The sequence below is a fragment of the Candidatus Methylomirabilota bacterium genome (assembly GCA_036002485.1).
Lineage (GTDB): Bacteria > Methylomirabilota > Methylomirabilia > Rokubacteriales > CSP1-6 > AR37.
The window spans coordinates 1-18,598 of record DASYTI010000043.1 but is presented as its reverse complement, the minus strand read 5'-3'; the positions used below and the strand labels follow the sequence as shown (position 1 = coordinate 18,598).

General features: G+C 68.5%; 17 protein-coding genes, 2 tRNA genes and 1 pseudogene. 19 read left to right on the top strand and 1 reads right to left on the bottom strand.

Features of this window, described 5'->3' with window-relative positions; genetic code table 11:
- Positions 1–142: 142 nt before the first annotated feature.
- The gene (gene rlmD / locus VGT00_05160; GenBank protein HEV8530781.1) at positions 143–1,519 is read right to left on the bottom strand and encodes a 23S rRNA (uracil(1939)-C(5))-methyltransferase RlmD; all 1,377 of its coding nucleotides are present in this window, start codon (positions 1,517–1,519) and stop codon (positions 143–145) included.
- Between the two features lie 107 nt (positions 1,520–1,626).
- On the opposite strand from rlmD, the gene VGT00_05155 reads away from it, so the two are divergent.
- The 19 genes and pseudogenes from VGT00_05155 to VGT00_05065 all read left to right on the top strand — a co-directional run bounded on the left by VGT00_05155 (position 1,627) and on the right by VGT00_05065 (position 18,513).
- Complete coding sequence (locus VGT00_05155; protein HEV8530780.1) at positions 1,627–2,124, top strand: DUF721 domain-containing protein; 498 nt, start codon at positions 1,627–1,629, stop codon at positions 2,122–2,124.
- The gene (locus VGT00_05150; GenBank protein ID HEV8530779.1) at positions 2,121–3,884 is read left to right on the top strand and encodes a tetratricopeptide repeat protein; all 1,764 of its coding nucleotides are present in this window, start codon (positions 2,121–2,123) and stop codon (positions 3,882–3,884) included. Before VGT00_05155 ends, VGT00_05150 begins: the two co-directional genes overlap by 4 nt.
- On the top strand, positions 3,853–4,617 hold the full coding sequence (locus tag VGT00_05145; GenBank protein ID HEV8530778.1) for a hypothetical protein: 765 nt from the start codon (positions 3,853–3,855) through the stop codon (positions 4,615–4,617). The genes VGT00_05150 and VGT00_05145 overlap by 32 nt, the downstream gene beginning before the upstream one ends.
- Before the next feature lie 67 nt (positions 4,618–4,684).
- Positions 4,685–5,545, top strand: coding sequence for a 4-(cytidine 5'-diphospho)-2-C-methyl-D-erythritol kinase (locus VGT00_05140; protein HEV8530777.1), 861 nt, complete (start codon positions 4,685–4,687; stop codon positions 5,543–5,545).
- A 5-nt stretch (positions 5,546–5,550) separates the two neighbouring features.
- A tRNA-Gln gene (locus VGT00_05135) sits at positions 5,551–5,624 on the top strand.
- A 155-nt stretch (positions 5,625–5,779) separates the two neighbouring features.
- Positions 5,780–6,721, top strand: coding sequence for a ribose-phosphate pyrophosphokinase (locus tag VGT00_05130; protein HEV8530776.1), 942 nt, complete (start codon positions 5,780–5,782; stop codon positions 6,719–6,721).
- Between the two features lie 27 nt (positions 6,722–6,748).
- On the top strand, positions 6,749–7,435 hold the full coding sequence (locus VGT00_05125) for a 50S ribosomal protein L25 (protein HEV8530775.1): 687 nt from the start codon (positions 6,749–6,751) through the stop codon (positions 7,433–7,435).
- Positions 7,436–7,993: an aminoacyl-tRNA hydrolase gene (gene pth, locus VGT00_05120; protein ID HEV8530774.1), complete on the top strand. Its 558-nt coding sequence runs from the start codon at positions 7,436–7,438 to the stop codon at positions 7,991–7,993.
- Between the two features lie 360 nt (positions 7,994–8,353).
- Complete coding sequence (gene rpsU, locus VGT00_05115) at positions 8,354–8,548, top strand: 30S ribosomal protein S21 (protein HEV8530773.1); 195 nt, start codon at positions 8,354–8,356, stop codon at positions 8,546–8,548.
- A 32-nt stretch (positions 8,549–8,580) separates the two neighbouring features.
- Positions 8,581–11,073 (top strand): annotated as a pseudogene (locus VGT00_05110) (endonuclease MutS2).
- On the top strand, positions 11,073–12,929 hold the full coding sequence (gene dnaG / locus VGT00_05105; protein HEV8530772.1) for a DNA primase: 1,857 nt from the start codon (positions 11,073–11,075) through the stop codon (positions 12,927–12,929). Before VGT00_05110 ends, dnaG begins: the two are co-directional and overlap by 1 nt.
- 30 nt (positions 12,930–12,959) lie before the next feature.
- Positions 12,960–14,759, top strand: coding sequence for an RNA polymerase sigma factor RpoD (gene rpoD / locus VGT00_05100; GenBank protein ID HEV8530771.1), 1,800 nt, complete (start codon positions 12,960–12,962; stop codon positions 14,757–14,759).
- 25 nt (positions 14,760–14,784) lie between these two features.
- Positions 14,785–14,860, top strand: a tRNA-Ile gene (locus VGT00_05095).
- A gap of 172 nt (positions 14,861–15,032) precedes the next feature.
- Positions 15,033–15,740: a C4-type zinc ribbon domain-containing protein gene (locus tag VGT00_05090; protein HEV8530770.1), complete on the top strand. Its 708-nt coding sequence runs from the start codon at positions 15,033–15,035 to the stop codon at positions 15,738–15,740.
- A gap of 14 nt (positions 15,741–15,754) precedes the next feature.
- Positions 15,755–15,982, top strand: coding sequence for a type II toxin-antitoxin system HicB family antitoxin (locus VGT00_05085; protein HEV8530769.1), 228 nt, complete (start codon positions 15,755–15,757; stop codon positions 15,980–15,982).
- Positions 15,983–15,996: 14 nt separating this feature from the next.
- The gene (gene rnhA, locus VGT00_05080) at positions 15,997–16,416 is read left to right on the top strand and encodes a ribonuclease HI (GenBank protein ID HEV8530768.1); all 420 of its coding nucleotides are present in this window, start codon (positions 15,997–15,999) and stop codon (positions 16,414–16,416) included.
- A 56-nt stretch (positions 16,417–16,472) separates the two neighbouring features.
- Positions 16,473–17,051, top strand: a complete 579-nt coding sequence (locus VGT00_05075) for a Uma2 family endonuclease (GenBank protein ID HEV8530767.1) — start codon at positions 16,473–16,475, stop codon at positions 17,049–17,051.
- Positions 17,048–17,626 (top strand): Uma2 family endonuclease, encoded by a 579-nt coding sequence (locus VGT00_05070; protein HEV8530766.1) that lies wholly within the window; start codon positions 17,048–17,050, stop codon positions 17,624–17,626. The genes VGT00_05075 and VGT00_05070 overlap by 4 nt, the downstream gene beginning before the upstream one ends.
- Positions 17,627–17,649: 23 nt before the next feature.
- Positions 17,650–18,513 (top strand): tyrosine-type recombinase/integrase, encoded by an 864-nt coding sequence (locus VGT00_05065; protein ID HEV8530765.1) that lies wholly within the window; start codon positions 17,650–17,652, stop codon positions 18,511–18,513.
- The last annotated feature ends 85 nt before the right edge of the window (positions 18,514–18,598 follow it).

Genomic DNA, 18,598 nt, shown 5'->3' with positions numbered 1-18,598 from the left:
CGGGTGATGTCCTCGGCCGAGGCATCCGGCGGCAAGAGAAGGCCCACGGGATCGCCCGTCAGGTGCAGGATGAAGAAGACCACGACGGAGACGCCGAAGAGGACGAGGACGGCCTGCCACAAGCGGCGCAGCAGATAGAATCTCACGTCTGGATACGTTCCAGCCTGGCCACGGCCTCGATGTGGGGCGTATGGGGGAACATGTCCACGGGCTGCACCCACTCGACGCGATAGCCCGCCCGCGCGAGGTCGCCGAGATCTCTCGCCAGGGTAGCGGGATTGCACGACACGTAGCTGATCCGCGCCGGAGCGAGGCGGGCCAGGCTGGCCAGGGCCTTGGGATGGAAGCCCGCGCGGGGCGGGTCGGCCACCACCACCTGGGCGGTCACGCCCTGGGCGATGAGCTCGGGCAGGACGAAGCGGACTTCGCCGGCGAGGAAGGTGCAGTTGGAAATCCCGTTGGCCGCGGCATTGCGAGCGGCGTCGTCCACCGCGGCCTGGGCCACCTCGACGCCGTAGACCCAGCGCGAGCGCTGAGCGAGGAGCAAGCTGATGGCGCCCGTGCCCGCGTAGAGGTCGAAGACCGTCTCTCCCCCCGTGAGCGCCGCCGCCTCGAGCACGATGGTGAACAGGCGCTCGGTCTGGGCCGAATTGGTCTGGAAGAACGAGTTCGCGGAGACCTGGAAGGTCAACCCGCCGACGGATTCGCGGATGTGGTCGCGACCGCCAAGCAGGTGCTCCTCGATGCCCACGGCCACGCTGGCCTTCTTGGGATTCACGTTCATGACCACGCTGGCCGTCTCCTTCACGCGGGCGGCCAGACGTTCCGCGAGCGGCGCGAGCTCCGATACCGCGGGCGAGGAGGTGACCACGTTGACCATCGCCTCATCCGTCCGTCGCCCTTCGCGCAGCATGAGGAAGCGCAGGAGCCCCTCGCCCGAGTCCTGCTCATAGGCGGTGAGGCCGTGCTCGACGAAGAAGCGGCGCGACTCGTCCAGCAGGGCGTTCATCCGCTCTGACTGGAGCAGGCATCGGTCGACGTCGAGGACACGGTCGTAGCGCTCCGCCTCGTGCAGCCCGACGGTGAGGGGGTGGTTCGGCCCTTGGCTCGCCACCGTGAACTCCATCTTGTTGCGGTAGCCGTAGGTCTCGGGGGCGGCGAGGATGGGCCTGATCTCCACGGGCGGCAGGCCTCCCAGCCGCTCCAGGGCGTCGGCGACCTGCTTGCTCTTGAAGCTCAGCTGGGCGGCATAGTCGACGTGCTGCAGCCGGCAGCCGCCACAGCGCCCAAAATACTGGCAGGGCGCCTCCACCCGGTGCGGAGAGGGGGTGAGGACGGCCTCTATGCTGGCCCGTCCAAAGCGCGCGCGAGCCTGGTCGAGCCGGACCCGGAGTTGATCGCCGGGTATTCCTCCGCGCACGAAGACCACATAACCGTCAATCCGACCGACACCTTCGCCGCCGAATGCGAGGTCGTCGATGGTCACGGAGAGACTCTGCCCACGCTGCGGTCGGCCCATGGCAGCGCCATGATAAGGGCCGGGGTTGGGGCGAGTCAATTTGACCGCCCGCGTAGCGGCTAAGCGTGTGGCGAGAGAGGGACGGCTCAAGTATGATGGGGGGCGCGATGGGAACGGGACGCCGGAATCCTGTGCGGGTCGGCAGCCTGCTGACCTCGGCCGTCCCGGCCCTGGCCGAGCGGATGCTCGAAGAAGCCATTCGCCGGCAATGGTCGGACATCGTGGGTCCCGAGGCGGCCCGGCGCTCGCGTCCCCGGACCCTTCGCCAGGGCACCCTCGAAGTCACCGTCGACAATTCTCCTTGGCTGCAGGAGCTCACGCTGCGCTCCGGGACCATCGTGGCCGCGCTCGGCAAGCGCCACGGCACGGCGGTGAGAGCAATGCGCGTGACCATGGGCGCCGCCTCCGCCCCGACGAGCCCTGAGGCCCCCCACGAGAGCGGAACCGCGGCCCGGCGGCTCACCGATGCCGAGCGAGGACTCGTGGAGGCGACCGCGCGTCCCATCGCCGATCCCCTGGTGGCTTCGTCGCTCAGACGCCTCCTGACCAAGGACTTGCTGGCGCGCGGAGGCTCCCGTGTCCACGCCGCCCCGGAGCAGCCATGATTCGCATGATGACCATTGTCTCGGCCGCGCTCCTCTTCATGGGCTGCGCGTCCACCCTGGCGCCCGACCGGGCGGGCGATCAGAGCGCCGAGACCACGCTGCCGCTGCGCTTCCGCGATCCGCGGGCCGCGGCCTACTACTACTACTCGGTCGCCCAGATGAACGCGCGCGCCGGCCGCATGCAGGAGGCCGTGGCCGCGCTGCGGAGCGCTCTCGAGCGCGACCAGGACAGCCCCGAGCTCTGGGTGCAGCTCGCGCAGTGGCTCGCGCGCACCAATGACCCTGTCCGCGCCGTCGAGGCCGCCCAGAAGGCCGTAGCCCTCGAGCCCCTGAGCCCGGCCCCGCATCTCACCCTGGCGGACATCTTCCGTCGGCAGCGGCGCTTCGCCGACGCCGAGACCGAGTTCGAGAAGGCGATCCAGCTCGCGCCCAAGGCGTCCGACCCGTACCTCGCGCTGGCCCAGCAGCACATCGAGCAGCGTCAACTCGACAAGGCGCGCGCCGTCCTGCTCCGGCTGGTGGCCGCACAGCCGAACTCCGCCCAGGCCTATCACCTGCTCGGCCGCGTGGCCATCGACTCCGAGCAGTGGGACGAGGCGATCACGCGGCTCAAGCGTGCGGTGGAGATCGACCCGGATCTCGACCCCGCCTGGATGGCCCTGGGCTTCGTCTACGAGACGCGTCAGAAGCCCGAGGAAGCGCTCAAGGTCTACCGGCAGGCCCTCCAGGCCAATCCGGACAACATGGCCTTCGTGGAGCGGCTCGGTGACGTGCTCGTGCGGCTCGGCCGCTTCAAGGAAGCGCAGGGCGAGGTCGAGTCGCTCGCCGACTCCGCGCCCCGGGACCCGCGCGTGTGGATCAAGCTCGGGGCCATCTACTACGAGCAGAAGCAGTACGATCGGGCCGCCTCGGCCTTCCGCAAGGCCGTCGAGCTCGAGCCCGGCAATCTCCGGGGGCGCTATTTCCTCGCCACCACGCTCATGGATGCGGGCAAGGATGCCGAGGCGCAGGGCGAGCTCGAGAAGATCCTCGCCGCCGACCCGCGCTCCGTCGACGCCCGCGTGCAGCTCGCCTTCCTCTACGGCCGAGCCAAGAAGCACGAGGATGCCATCAAGGCGCTCCAGGAGGCCGTCAACCTCGAGCCCAAGCGCGCCGAGCTCTTCCTCTACCTGGGCACGGCGTACTTCCGGGCCCAGCAGTACGACCGTGCCCTCGCCTCCCTCCAGGAGGGGCTCGGCCTCGACGGCAAGCATCGCGATCTGACCTTCCAGACGGGCGTGGTGTACGAGAAGCAGGGCCGCTTCGACGAGGCCATCGCCGCCTTCCGCCGCGTGCTCGTCATCGACCCCAAGCATGCCGAGTCCTACAACTACATTGGCTACATGTACGCCGAGCGGGGCCAGAACCTGACGGAGGCCGTGCAGCTCATCAAGCAGGCCCTGGATCTCGACCCCGAGAACGGCTACTTCATCGACAGCCTCGGCTGGGCCTATTACCAGCAGGGCCGCTACCCCGACGCCCTGAGAGAGCTGCAGCGGGCGGTCGCCCTCGCCAAGGAAGACCCGACCATTCTCGACCATCTCGGCGATGCCCTCCTGAAGACCGGCCGCACCGAAGAGGCCATCGCCACCTGGGAGCGCGCGCTCAAGGCGGATTCCGAGAACACGATCGCCGACGCGGTCAAGAAGAAGATCGCCGACGCGCGCGAGAAGGCACGCCGGGCCAAAGGTGGCGACCGTCCCAAAGCCGAGCAGAAGTAAGCTCGGTCTCCTGCTCCTGCTGGGCGCCCTCCTCGTGGCGGAGGGCTGTGCCTCGCTCCCCCCTCGAAAGCCGCTGCCCCCCGACGTCGAAGCCGCCCGCGCAGCGCTGGAGGCTCGCGGGAAGACCTTCCACGATCTGCGCACTCAGGCCGATCTGCGCATACGCCGCGGCGACCGTCTCGACCGCCTCACGGGCGTGCTCCTTCTCCGCGCGCCCGCCGAGCTTCGCTTCGAAGCCCTCGCCCCCTTCGGGCCGCCCATCCTCGTGGTCGCCTCCGACGCCGACACGGTGACGCTCTGGGAGGTCGCGCAGCAGCGCGCCTTCCTGGCGCGCTCCTCGCCTGAGGCGACAAAGCGCTGGCTCGGCCTGGCCCTGGGTCCGGAGGATCTGGTCGCCCTCCTTGCCGGCCATGCGCTGCCGCCGCGGGATCCGCGCTCGGGAGAAATGCTCCCGCCCGATGCCATCGGTCCCTCGGTGTCCTTCGAGACGGCCAATGGACGACAGCGCATCTGGCTCGACGCGACCTCGGGCGCGGCGCGACAGGTCGAGTGGACGGGTGGCTCCCAGCCCGCGCGCGTCGTGTTCCGTCCCGAGGGCCCGCACCTGTCCACCCTCGACGGCAAGCTCGATGTCGACGTGCGCTACAAGGACCCGCAGCGCGACACCGGGTTCGAGCCTGAGCTCATGAAGCTGACTGTGCCGCAAGGTGTGAATATCCAAGACTTCCGTTGACCGTTCTGCGACGCGCGTGGTACTCTTTTTTGCCTTGTTGAAGCGGTCGCGGAGTCCGTCACGCCTGGTGCTTCGGACTCCGGCCAAGGTCAACCTGGCCCTCGAGGTTCTGTGCAAGCGCCCGGACGGCTATCATGAGCTGTCCACCGTGCTGCAGGCGGTGGATCTCTGTGACCGCTTGACGGTGGAGACGGCCGAAACCATCACGCTCGAGACGAGTGAACCCGGCCTGCCCACCGACGAGCGCAACCTGATCGTGCGGGCCGCGCGCATGTTGCGAGAGGCGGCGGCGGTGGACAGGGGGGCGCGGATCCGGCTCGAGAAGCGGATTCCCCTCGCGGCCGGGCTGGGGGGCGGCTCGAGCGATGCGGCGGCGACGCTGTGGGGCCTCAATCGCCTGTGGCGCCTGCGGTGGAAGCGCGAGCGATTGGTCGAGCTGGCCGTCGGGCTGGGGATGGACGTGCCGTTCTTCCTCGGCACCGGCCGCGCCATCGGCACGGGGCGCGGGGAAGTGCTCAAGCCGCTGCCGGGGGTGGGCGGCTATGCCCTGGTGCTGGTGAACCCGGGCGTGCCGCTCTCCACGCAAGAGGTGTATGCCCGCGTGCCGCCGGGATGGCGCGCGGAGCCGGAGGGCACGAGACGCGTGATCGAGGCGCTCCGCACGCGCAACGCGGTCAAGCTGGCCGCGGCGCTCACGAATCATCTCGAGCGATGGGCGGAGCCGGTGATGCCGGTCATAGGGCGGATGAAGGCGGCGCTGATGGCGGCGGGATCGCTCGGCGCGGTCATGTCGGGCAGCGGGCCCACGGTATTCGGCCTCGCGCGCTCGCTGGACCAGGCGCGACAGATCCAGCGCCGCGTGAGCCGCGCGGGCTGGGCGGCCTGGGCGGTGAGGACGAATTCGGGCGCCGCCATCCGCGCAATCTGATTTACTGGGGCGTCGTCCAGAGGTAGGACTCGGGGCTTTGGACCCCGCAACGGAGGTTCGATCCCTCCCGCCCCAGCCACTTCAGCGTGTGGAGAATGTGAAGGGTGTGGAGAATCTGAAGTTCGAGCCGAAGCGTGGCCGACGAGCCGCAGGCGAGGAGCACGATGAGGCGAGGGCTGAAAGGATCCACGATGAGGCGAGGGCTGAGTAAAATGCGCGGGCTGAGTAAAAAATATGGCTTATGAGCTGAAGCTCTTCTCGGGGAACGCGAACCGTCCCCTGGCCGAGGAGATCGCGCAGCACCTGCGCATGCGCCTGGGCGACGCCGACGTCTCCCGCTTCTCGGACGGCGAGGTCTACGTGCAGATCAACGAGAACGTCCGCGGCCAGGACGTGTTCGTGATCCAGCCCACCTGCCCGCCCGTCAACGACACGCTCATGGAGCTCCTCGTCATGATGGACGCGTTCAAGCGCGCCTCGGCCCGCCGCATCACCGCCGTCCTGCCCTATTACGGCTATGGCCGGCAGGACCGCAAGGTCATGCCGCGGGTGCCCATCACGGCCAAGCTCGTGGCCGACCTCATCACGGCGGCGGGCTGCCACCGTCTTCTCGCCGTGGATCTGCATGCCGGCCAGATCCAGGGCTTCTTCAATATCCCGGTGGACCACCTCTTCGCCGCGCCTCCCGTCATCGTGGACTACCTGGCCAAGAAGGACCTCCAGGATCTCGTCCTCGTCTCCCCCGATGCGGGCGGGGTGGAGCGGGCGCGCGCCATCGCCAAGCGGCTCAGCGCCGGCCTCGCCATCATCGACAAGCGCCGCGACGGACCCAACGTCGCCAACTTCATGTACCTGATCGGCGAGGTCAAGAACAAGGACGTGGTGGTCATCGACGACATGATCGACACGGCGGGCACCCTCATCCAGGCCGTGGAGGCCGTGAAGCGCGAGGGCGCGCGCCGCGTGCTCGCCTGCGCCGTTCACGGTGTCCTCTCCGGGCCGGCCCTCAAGCGCATCGAGGAATCGCCGCTGGAGGAGGTCATCGTCACCAACTCGGTGCCGCTGAGCCCAGGCAAGGCGTCGCCCAAGCTGCACGTGCTTTCGGTGGCTCCCCTCTTGGCGGAGGCCATCCGTCGCATCCACGACGAGGAGTCGGTCTCGACCCTCTTCGTGTAACTCACTCACTGAAGGAGCGTTCGCATCATGGACATGCGTGAACTGACGATCATGCCCCGCGAGGGGCTGGGCAAGGGCGCGGCCAAGCGGCTCCGTCGCGCGGGCAAGACCCCGGGCATCCTCTACGGCGGGGCCGCCCCCGTGACCATCGCCGTCGACCCGCGGGACGTGTTCCGGATCATCCACGGCCGCGAGGGCAGCACCCAGCTGCTCAAGCTGACCTTCGCCGGCGCCGCGGACTCCAAGATGGCCATCCTGCGCGACATGCAGTTCGATCCGGTCTCCGAGGACCTGATCCATGTCGACCTCCAGGAGGTCGCCATGGACAAGCCCATCCAGGTGACGGTAGCCGTGCATCACGTGGGCGATGCCGTGGGCGTCAGGGAGACCCAGGGCATCCTCGAGATGGTGCTGCGCGAGATCCAGGTCTTGTGTCTTCCCGGAAATATCCCCGAGGCCATCGAGGCCGATGTCTCGAACCTGGCCATCGGCGATGTGCTCACCGTGGGCGATCTCCCGATACCCGACGGCGTGCGCGTGCTGACGGACAGGGCGCAAGCCGTGGCCACCGTTGCCCCGCCTGCCGCCGAGGAAGTGGCGCCCGTGGTGGCCGTGGAAGCGGTGGCGGCCGCGCCCGCGGAGCCCGAGGTGCTCACGGAGCGCAAGCCCAAGGAAGAGCCCGAGGCAGAAGACGACAAGGCGAAGAAGAAGTAAGTGGCCCAGGCCATCGTCGGGCTCGGCAATCCCGGGCCCGACTACCGCAATACGCGGCACAACGTGGGCACGCGCGTGCTCGACGGCCTGGCCAAGAAGCTCCGCGTGCGCTTTCAGCGCCGGGGCGGGCACCTGCTCGCCCAGGGCAAGTGGCGGGGCGAGATCATCCACCTCGTCAAGCCGCAATGCTTCATGAACGTCACGGGCCCGTCCATGGCGCGCATCGCGAAGAAGCTCCGGGTCGGCCCCGCCGATCTCGTCATCGTCTATGATGACCTCGACCTGCCGCTGGGCAAGGTGCGCACGCGGCTGAAGGGCAGCGCGGGCGGGCACAACGGGGTGCGATCGCTGATCGCCTCTCTCGGCTCCGATCAGATCCGCCGCGTCAAGGTCGGCATCGGCCGGCCGGCCGCGGCGGATAAGGATCGCGAGGAAGTCGTCGACCACGTGCTTTCGCCCTTCCTTCCCGAGGAGCTGCCTACCGTCGAGGCGGCGTGCATGCATGCCGCCACTCAGGCCCTCAAGCTGGTGGAAGAGCAGCACTCGCGCCGCTTCTAATTAGCGCGCGTGCGTGCCGGCAATGCGGCGGGAGGGAAAGGGGGGCGCGTGCCGTCGTCCGCTCAACCTCCTCGTCTCGCGCGCCTCCTCGCTCGGGCGCCTCCGCCTGGCCCCCCATCCCCCGAGACGGGGGTCGCTCGCCGCCCTGCTGCGCAGGACGGCTCGCGCGGCGGAGGCGCCCTGCGCTTCGGGGCGCGCTACGGCTCGTCGGATTCGCTCCCGACGGCACGCGCCCCCCTTTCCCTCCCGCCGCCGCTCGGTATTCACGGAGTGTCTGAGTTAGGGCACTCGATTGCGGCGTGTTGGGGCGCGTGGTATAAGTCAGAATCCATTGTGTGGACCGGGAAGGGGTGAGTATCAGTGACGAAGGTTATTGTCGAGCCCGACGAGAGCTTCGAGAACGCGCTCAAGCGCTTCAAGAAGCAGTGCGAGAAGGCCGGGCTCATGTCGGAGCTCCGGAAGCGCCAGCACTACGAGAAGCCCAGCGTCAAGCGCAAGCGCAAGACCCTGGCCGCTCGCAAGAAGGCCAAGAAACGGGAGCGGTTCTTCGACTAGTCGCGGCCGGTTGGGGGGCGGAGTGGCGCAGGGTCAAGGATCTCCTGGCCCGGCACACCCGCTCCCCGATGGGGCATGAGCGGGCGCAAGCCCTCGAGCCCCTGGCAGATCTCCAGGCCGTTCGCCAAGCCCTCATCGAGACCCGGCAGGCCCGCCAGGCCCTGGCCGTGGCCGGGCCTCCCCCCTGGAACGTCATCCCCGATGTGCGCAGTCTGCTCGAGCACGCCCGCGTCCCTGGATCAGTCGCCGAGGCTGGCGAGCTGGCGGGTCTGCCCCCGCTCCTCGAGGCCGCGGCCAGGCTCGGCGGCTATGGGCGCTCCATCGCGGCCAAGGCGCCCGATCTTGCCCGGGCGCTCACCGGATTGCCGACGCTCACACCTCTGGCCGATCTTCTCCGGCGCTCGCTCGATGCCGAGGGCGGCATGCGTGACGAGGCGAGCTCGACGCTCAAGCGACTCAGGCAAAAAGGGCGCGAGCTCCGCGCCCAGGTGATCAAGCGGCTGGAGTCCTATTTCCAGGGACCCGCGGCCGAGCACATCTTCCAGGAGCGTTATGTCACGGTCCGTCACGGCCGCTATGTCCTGCCCATCCGGTCAGAGGCCAAGGCCCGCTTCAAGGGCATAGTCCACGACCGGTCGCAGAGCGGGGCCACGCTCTTCGTCGAGCCGGAAGGCGTCGTCGAGGCCAACAACGATCTGGTGCAGGTGGCGCGCGAGGAGGAGGCCGAGATTCTCCGCGTGCTCGCCGCCCTCACCGATGCCGTGAGGGAAAAGCTGCCCGACCTCGAGCGGCTGGTCGAAGACCTGGGGCGCCTGGACTGCATCTTCGCGCGAGGGGAGCTTGCCGATCGGATGGAAGCGACCGAGCCCTCCGTCACTGACGGGCACGAGGCCCTCGCCCCAGGCGCCCGCAATCCCCTGCTCCTGGCCCAGCAATGGGAGGCGCCCGAGCGCCCGGTCGTGCCCATGGACATCGAGGTCGGCGATCCCAAGCCGCTCCTCGTGATCACGGGACCCAATGCCGGCGGCAAGACCGTCGCCCTCAAGACGCTCGGGCTCCTCTGCCTGATGGCGCAGTCGGGTCTGCACGTGCCGGCTCGGGAGGGCGCGCGCCTGCCCCTCCTGCACGCCATCTTCGCCATCATCGGCGATGACCAGAGCGTGGCCGAGAACCTCTCGACCTTCTCCGCCTTCGTCAAGCAGCTGAGAGAGGTGCTCGATCAGGTGGACGACCGCTCTCTGGTCCTGCTCGACGAGCTCGGCGCCGGCACCGATCCCGACGAGGGGGCGGCCCTGGCCCAGGCGGTGCTGGAGGCTCTCGCCGAGCGCGGGGCCCTCTGCGTCGCCTCGACGCATCTGGAGCCGCTCAAGGGCTTTGCCTCCAGCCATCCCAGGGCGCGCAATGCCTCGGTCGAGTTCGACGCCGAGCGGCTCGCGCCGACCTTCCGACTCGTTTACGATAGGCCCGGTCAGAGCTATGCGCTCCAGATCGGGGCGCGGCTCGGGCTGCCCTCCGAGCTGATCGCGCGGGCCGAAAGCCACCGGTCGACCCAGCGCCGCCAGCTCGAGGCGCTGCTCCAGCGTCTCGAGGAGCGGGATCGTCAGGAGGCCGCGCGCGAGGCGCAGCTCGAGCGGCGGGAGGTCGAGAGCGCGACCCTCCTCGCCCGGGCCGAGAGCCAGCTCGAGGCGGCGCGACGGCAGGCGGCAGAGCTGGCGGCCCGGACCAAGAGCGAAGCGCAGCGTATGCTGAGCGAGGTGCGGCGCGCCGTCAACGCGGAGTGGGACAAGCTCAAGAAAGAGACCAGGACGCGCGAGGGGCTCGAGCAGAGCCGCAAGCGCCTGGTGGAGACCGCGCGGGGGCTGGAGAGGGCGGCGGAGCCGGAGCCTCCGGGAACGCGACCCGCGACGGCCGGGGATCGAGTGGAAGTGCCACATCTGGGGCTCAAGGGAGACGTGCTGGATGTCGATGGGGGCACAGCGACGGTGCAGGCGGGCGCGGTGACGATCAAGGTACCGGCCCAGGCGCTTCGTGTAGTCGGCCGCTCTGATAGTGGAACCACCCCTCACCCTACCCTCTCCCCTGAGGGGAGAGGGATACAAAGGAAAGGAGTCTCAGCTTCCATCCCTGACGGGAGAGGGATGACAAAGGGAGCCTCAGCTTCTATCCCTGAGGGGAGAGAGATGCAAAGGAGGGGAGCCTCAGCTTCTAACCCTCTCCCCCATCGGGGGAGAGGGCCGGGTGAGGGGGCCAAAGTCGAGGGGGCGGGGTCGAGAACCATTTCGCCAGAGATCCACCTCATCGGGCGCACGACCGACGAGGCCCGCGACCTCCTCGAGAAATACCTCGACGATGCCTTTCTGGCCGGCTTCGCCCAGGTGCGCATCATCCACGGCAAGGGCACGGGCGCGCTCCGCCGCGCCGTGGAAGAGCTCCTGGTCTCTCACCCGCTCGTGACGAGCCATCGCGCGGGCGAGGGCCACGAAGGCGGGGCCGGCGCCACCGTGGCCATGCTGGGACAGAGCTGATGGCCGGCGGCTTCTCCACGCCCATCCTCGACGAGATCCGCTCGCGCGTGGACATCATCGAGCTCGTGGGCCGCTCCGTGAATCTGAAAAAGGCCGGCGAGAACTGGAAAGGGCTCTGCCCCTTCCATACCGAGAAGACCCCGTCCTTCACCGTCAATGCCAAGCGCGGCATCTTCCACTGCTTCGGCTGCGGGGTGGGCGGTGATGCCTTCAGCTTCCTCATGCGCCAGGACCGCCTGGCCTTTCCCGAGGCCGTGCGCATCCTGGCCGATCGCTCCGGGGTGGAGCTGCCCAAGGAGCGCAGCCCCGAGGCCGAGAGCAAGCTCGAGTCGCTCCGCCGCGCCATGGCGCTGGCCGCCCAGTTCTACATCGACGCCCTCTGGACCGAAGAGGGCGCCAAGGCCCGCGGCTATCTCGAGCGCCGCGGTGTCGACCTCGAGGTCGCCCGCCGCTTCGGCCTCGGCTGGGCGCCCGAGGGCTGGAACGCGCTCCTCTCGCACATGGCGAGACAAAGCATCGGCGAGGAGCTGCTCGTGTCGGCGGGCCTCGTGGTGCGCCGCGAGAACGCTCCCGGCTTCTATGACCGCTTCCGCGGCCGCGTGCTCTTTCCCATCCGCGACCAGCAGGGCCGGGTGGTGGCCTTCGGCGGGCGAGGGCTGGGGTCAGAAGAGCCGAAGTATCTCAACTCCCCGGAGACGCCCCTCTACGTCAAGGGTCAGATCCTCTACGCCCTCGACGTGGCGCGCGAGGGGATGAAGCAGAAGAACCGCGCCGTGGTCGTCGAAGGCTATCTCGACTGTCTCATGGCCCATCAGTACGGCTTCACCGAGACGGTGGCCGCCCTCGGCACCGCCTTCACGGCCGCTCAGCTCTCCCTCCTGCGCCGCTACGCGGAGGAAGTGGTGAGCGTCTTCGACGCCGATGCCGCGGGCATCAAGGCCACCAGCCGCCTCGAGGAGATGCTCTCGGACGTCATGGACATCCGGAACCTCGGCTGGTCCGTCTCGCGCACGGGCTCCTTCGAGAAAGCGGAGTATTTCCCGATCAAGGTGGCCGTGCTGCCCGAGGGGCACGACCCCGATAGCCTCCTCCGCGCGGAGGGAGCGCCCGGATTCCAGGCGCGTCTCAGTGCCGCCCAGAGCATCCTCGAGTTCGTCCTCGAGCGGACCCTGGGCGAGGAAGACCTGGGCACGGCGCGCGGCCGCTCCGCCGCTCATGCCCGCGTGGCGCTGCTCCTCTCCAAGGTCCCCAATGCGGAGGAGGCCACCGCGCTCGCCCGCGAGGCCGCGCGGCGGCTCGGCGTGGACTCCACCCAGCTCTGGATAGAGGCCCAGCAGTTCCAGGGCGCCCGCGGCCGGGGCCGGCTCAACCGCCCCGCGGATACTCAGGCGACCTCGACAGACGGGGCCAAGGCCTGGCCGCCACCCACTCTGGCCGAGCGCGACCTCATGCTCTTGCTTCTGCATATGGAGGAGGCGCGTGCGACACTTCTGCCGTATCTTGAAGAGGAGGATCTGGCCCATCCGGGGCTGCGGGCGCTCTTGGGCGCCCTCCGCCAGGCCCCGGCAGGGGTCGCTCCCGAGGCGCTCATGGCCGAGCTGCCGGGGGAGGCCGAGCGCGGCTTGCTGGCCGCCCTCCTCATGGAGCAGGGCCAAGGAGCCGATCTACATAATCAGGTGACTGACTGGCAGAAGCGGTACGATATCCGGCGTCGGAAAAAGCAGATCCGGGAGCTGAGCCTGGCCATAACCCAGGCCCAGGCCAAGGGCGATCCGGTGATCGCCAGCCTCGAGGGCGAGCTTCGGAAGCTGCAAGACCAGGCCGAGGCCGTCCGGGGCATGGTCACCGACCGATGAACTAGCACCCCATCAGGAGAGCCGACGAGCATGGCGGACGAGCCAAAACTGCAAGAGCTGGACAAGCTGATCGCGAAGGGCAAGGAGAAGGGCTACCTGACCTATGACGAGGTCAACGACGCCCTGCCGTCGGACATCGTCTCCCTCGACCAGCTCGACGACATCATGATGCTGTTCGGCTCCATGGACATCGAGGTGGTCGACTCGGCCAAGGCCCAGCGCCTCCCCAGCGAGGGCGCGAGCCAGGCCGCCGATCCCGAGCCCGACGACGAGGAGCCCGCCGAGCCGCGCCGCATCGACCTGACCCCGGGGCCGGTGGGGCGGACCGAGGATCCCGTCCGGCTCTACCTGCGCGAGATGGGGCGCGTCTCCCTCCTCACGCGCGAGGGTGAGATCACCCTGGCCAAGCGCATCGAGGAGGGCAAGGACGAGGCGACCCGCGCCATCCTCTCGACCACCCTGGCCCTCGAGAAGATCCGCCTCGTGCGTGACGACCTTCGCAAAGACCTCGTGCCCATCAAGGACCTCGTCGACTATCCCGAAGAGGAATTCACCGAGGAGAAGGAGGCCGACCTCCGGCGCTCGGTCATGCGCGAGCTGGGCACCGTCGATCGGCTCCTGCGCGAGCGCGAGAAATGCCTCGACATGGCCCGCAAGATGCGAGCCCGCGCGGGGGGGCGACACAAGCGCAAGGGCGACCCGCCGTGGAAAAAGCACGAGGCGGCCGCCCAGATGCGACAAGCCAAGGCGCTCCAGACCCTCCGCACCCTCAGCCTCCAGCCTTCCCTCCTCGATCAGTGGGGCCAAGACCTCAAGAAGCTCGTGGCCAAGATCCAGATTTCCGAGCGTGAGATCACCCTGTGGTCGGACGGCAAACGCCCCGCCCCCGCCGAGGTGGATGCCTTCCTCGATTCGTTGAGCGAGGACCGCGACGACGGCGACCGCGATCTCTACCAGAAGGCCGCGGGCAAGTACCCCTCCATCAAGGACCGGCTGGTGTGGGTGGCCCAGCAGAAGATCCGCCGCGCGGAAGAGCTGGCCCAGACGCGGGCCGACGACCTCAAGCGCATCGTGAAGGACATCCGCTCGGGCGAGGCCAAGGCCGCCCGCGCCAAGAAAGAGATGGTGGAGGCCAATCTCCGGCTCGTCATCTCCATCGCCAAGAAGTACACGAACCGCGGGCTCCAGTTCCTGGACCTGATCCAGGAAGGCAACATCGGTCTCATGAAGGCCGTGGACAAGTTCGAGTACCGGCGGGGCTACAAGTTCTCGACGTACGCGACGTGGTGGATCCGTCAGGCCATCACCCGCGCCATCGCCGACCAGGCTCGCACCATCCGCATCCCCGTCCACATGATCGAGACCATCAACAAGCTGATCCGGACCTCGCGCCAGCTCGTGCAGGAGCTGGGGCGCGAGCCCACCCCGGAGGAGATCGCGGTCAAGATGGACGTGCCCGTGGACAAGGTGCGCAAGGTCCTCAAGATCGCCCAGGAGCCCATCTCCCTCGAGACCCCCATCGGCGAGGAAGAGGACAGCCACCTGGGGGACTTCATCGAGGACAAGCAGGTGGGCTCGCCCGTGGAGAGCATGATCGGGCTCTCCCTGCGCGAGCAAACCAACCGGGTCCTGAACTCGCTCACCCCGCGCGAGGAGAAGGTGCTGCGGCTCCGCTTCGGGCTCTCCGACGGCTGCGAGCACACGCTGGAAGAGGTGGGCCAGGACTTCGCCGTCACCCGCGAGCGCATCCGGCAGATCGAGGCCAAGGCGCTTCGCAAGCTCCGCCACCCCTCACGCTCCAAGAAGCTGCGGAGCTTTCTGGAGTCGTGAACGGGCTGATATGATCGTGCGCCTCGGGCCCATAGCTCAATTGGCAGAGCCCCCGGCTCATAACCGGTTCGGTCTTGGTTCGAGTCCAAGTGGGCCCACCAATTCTGCTGTGCGCTCGTTGGTTGCTCGGCGGGTCCCTTCCTTTATATCCCTCTCCCCTCCGGGGAGAGGGCCGCAGTTCGAGCTGAGCCGCTGCCGACGAGCCGCAGGCGAGGAGAGCGGCGAGGCGAGGGCTGAGTTGGATCAGGGGCAGTCCCAGATGAGGCGTGGATAGTGGACGCCCAGCTCAAGACCCTCATCGACCTCCAAGGCGTCGACACGCGCATCGCCACCCTCGAAGCCGAAGCGGCCCGACTCCCGAAAGAGATCGCGGCCATCCACGCCGCCCTCGATACCATGAAGCAGGAAGTCGACGGCGCCAAGGCCCGCCTCGACATCACCCGGAAAGACCAGCGCGCGAAGGAAAAGGATCTCGAAGTCGTCCAGGCCAAGCGCTCCAAGACCGAAGCCCGCCTCTACGAGGTCAAGACCAACAAGGAATACTCCGCGGTCCTCGCCGAGATCGAGGAGATCAAGCAAGAGAAGGGCAAGGTCGAGGAGGACATCCTGGTTCTGATGGAAAACCAGGAGCGCCTGGCCGGCGAGATCAAGGACGCCGAGACGCGCTTCAAGACCCGCGAGACTCAGGGCAAGCAGGAGGAAGGCGCCCTCCAGGAAAAGCTCCGCGCCGTCGAGGCCGATCTCGGCCTCGTGCGCACCGAGCGCCAGGAGCTCGCGCGCCAGCTCCCCGCCCCCGTCCTCGCCGACTACGACAAGCTACTCAAGGCGCGCGGCGGGCTGGCCATCGTGCAGGTCGCCAAGCCCAACCTCTGCGGCGGCTGCCGCATGACGGTGACGCCCCAGCGCCTCCAAGAGCTCCGCGCCCAGACCGCGCTCCTCCCCTGCGAGTCTTGCGGCCGCTACCTCTACTGGCTGCCCTGACGGAACGTGTCTTCATGATTCGACAGTACGTGGATGCAGCCCTCCGCGGCGCACGTTACGAGAAGCTCGACGATGGGACGTTCTACGGTGAGGTCCCCAAGCTGCGCGGCGTGCTGGCGACAGCGCCGAATCTAGAAGCGTGCCGCAATCAGATCGCTGAAGTCGTCGAGGAGTGGGTGTTGGTGCGCGTCTCGAAAGGCCTCCCCGTCCCTCCGCTCAGGAAGATCGAGGTTCGTCCGTAACCTCCCCCGTCCAGATCTACACCGACGGGGCCTGCAGCGGTAATCCCGGCCCTGGCGGCTGGGCCGCCATTCTCATCGACGACGGCAACGAGATCGAGCTCTCCGGCGGCGAAGCGCGCACGACGAACCAGCGCATGGAGCTCACCGGCCCCATCGAGGGCCTGCGCGCCCTCGGCGGCCGCCGCACCGTGGCCATCCACAGCGACAGCGCCTATGTCGTGAACTGCTTCCGCGACAAGTGGTACCTCCGCTGGCGCGCCAACGGCTGGCGCAATGCCCAGAAGAAGCCCGTGGAGAACCGCGATCTCTGGGAGGCGCTGCTCGAGCTGGTCGAGCAGCACGACGTCACGTGGCACAAGGTGGCCGGCCACAGCGGCCATCCTTTAAACGACCGCGCGGATGCCCTCGCCCGCGCGGCCATCCCGCAGCGCTGACCCGTATCTCTCCGCGGACATTGACGGCCACCGTGCGCCGGGACTAGCCTGAGCCCATGAGCGAGATGCCGGCCAGGCTCCGTCGCTGGATCCGAGTCGAGTACGATCAGCTGATCGACATCGGTATCTTCCTTCCAGGAGACAAGGTAGAGCTCCTGGGCGGGCAGCTCTGCGTCAGCGAGCCGCAGAACAGCCCGCACGCGGCAGCCATCTGCCTTGCTGATGAGGCGCTGAGACAGGTCTTTGCCGGAGGCTGGAGCATCCGCGTTCAGCTGCCCATCGCGCTCGACCAGGAGTCTGAGCCCGAACCGGATCTGACCGTGGTTTCCGGGGGCCCGCGCGACTATTTGGCTGATCATCCAACACGACCCGTGCTTGTTGTAGAGGTGGCCGACTCGTCCCTCGCGCTCGACCGCGAGCACAAGGGCAGCCTCTACGCCCGAGCTCGGCTGCGGGAGTACTGGATCGTCAACCTCGCAGAGCGTGTGGTCGAGGTCTACCGCGAGCCTGGGCCCGATGCCACCGCGTTCTTCGGCTGGGCCTATCGCTCCATCGAGAGGCTGCATGCTGAACAATCCATCACGCCCGTGGCCGCGCCCACGACCCGCATCGCCGTCGCCGATCTCCTGCCATGAGCGAGTCGGTCGTGCGGACGCGGCGCTGGAGCCGGGTCGAGTACGACGACCTGATCGAGAAACACGTGTTCCGATCCGATGAGCGACTCGAGCTGCTCGGGGGTGAGCTTGTCGTCCGCGAGCCTCACGGCGATCCGCACACGTTGGCCGTCGAGCTCGTGAATGAGGCGCTCGGGGCCGCCTTCGGCCCGGAATGGCGCGTCCGCGTTCAGCTCCCCGTCGCTCTGGACGAGGAATCGGAGCCCGAGCCGGATCTGTCCGTGGCGCCCGGGCGCGCGCGTGACCGGAGAGAGCCCAAGCCATCGCGGCTCGCGCTCGTGGTCGAGATCGCCGACTCGAGCCTTGCTTTCGATCGCGCGCACAAAGGCAGCCTGTACGCGAGGGCTCGCGTCGCTGACTACTGGATCGTCAATCTCGTGGATCGGGTCCTCGAGGTCTACCGTGACCCCGGCCCCGACGCCGCCGCGCCCTTCGGCTGTGCCTACCGCGTCGTCCGGAGGCTGAGCGCCGAAGAGAGCATCGTGCCACTCGCCGCCCCCACGGCCCGCATCGCGGTCGCCGACCTCCTGCCGTAGCGTCCGGGGGCCGGGCCCCACCTGTGAGGCTCTCGAACCTTCACCGCGAGTTCCTGCGTCACTGCGAATTCGAGAAGCGATTGGCCCCTCAGACGATCGCCGCCTACCGGAGTGACTTCGCCCAGTTTCTCGACTACCTGCGCGATGACCGTCGCGAGCCGCGGCGGCAGGATAGTCTGAGAGCCTTCACCACGGCGGGCCTCCGCGACTACCAGCATCACATGGCCAGGCAAAGCTGGCGCGCGAACACGGTGCGCCGGCGACTGGTCGAGCTTGGCTGCTTCGGGAACTGGCTGGTCGAGCGCGGATACCTCCGCGGCAATCCTGTGCGCGCCCTGACGGTGCCGAAGCGCGAACGACATCTGCCGCGCGTCCTCGAGTGGCACCACGTCGAGGCCGCCGTGGCCGGCGAGCCCCACCCGCGTGACCGCGCCATCCTGGCCCTCCTGGCTTTTGCCGGCCTCCGTCGTGGCGAGGTGATCGCCGCCAGCGCGGGCGACTACTCTCGCGCGTCGCGCTGCCTGCGGGTGCGGGGGAAAGGGAACAAGGACCGCGTCGTGCCGCTTCACGCCGTCGCCATCGGGGCCCTCGAGACCTACCTGGCCACGCGCGACTCGCTAGGGTCGGGCGATCCGCTCTTCGTTTCCGGTCGCGGGCGGATCGGCAAGCGGCCCGTCATCACGGCGGTGTCGCGCGCGGGCCGCCGCCTCGGCCTCCCGCTCCACCCGCATCTCTTCCGCCACACCTTTGCCACCGAGCTCCTCAACCGCCGGGCCGACTTGCGCGTCATCCAGACCCTCCTCGGGCACGAGTCGCTCGCGACGACCGAGATCTACACCCGCGTGAGCCCCGCCCGGCAGCGCGACGCGGTGGAGCTGCTGGAGTGAGGGGACAGTCCGAGTGCTATACTTCCCAGTACGTCCCCACGCTCTTTGATTCGCGCCAGAGAAGGCCGGATGGTCGCCGGCGTGA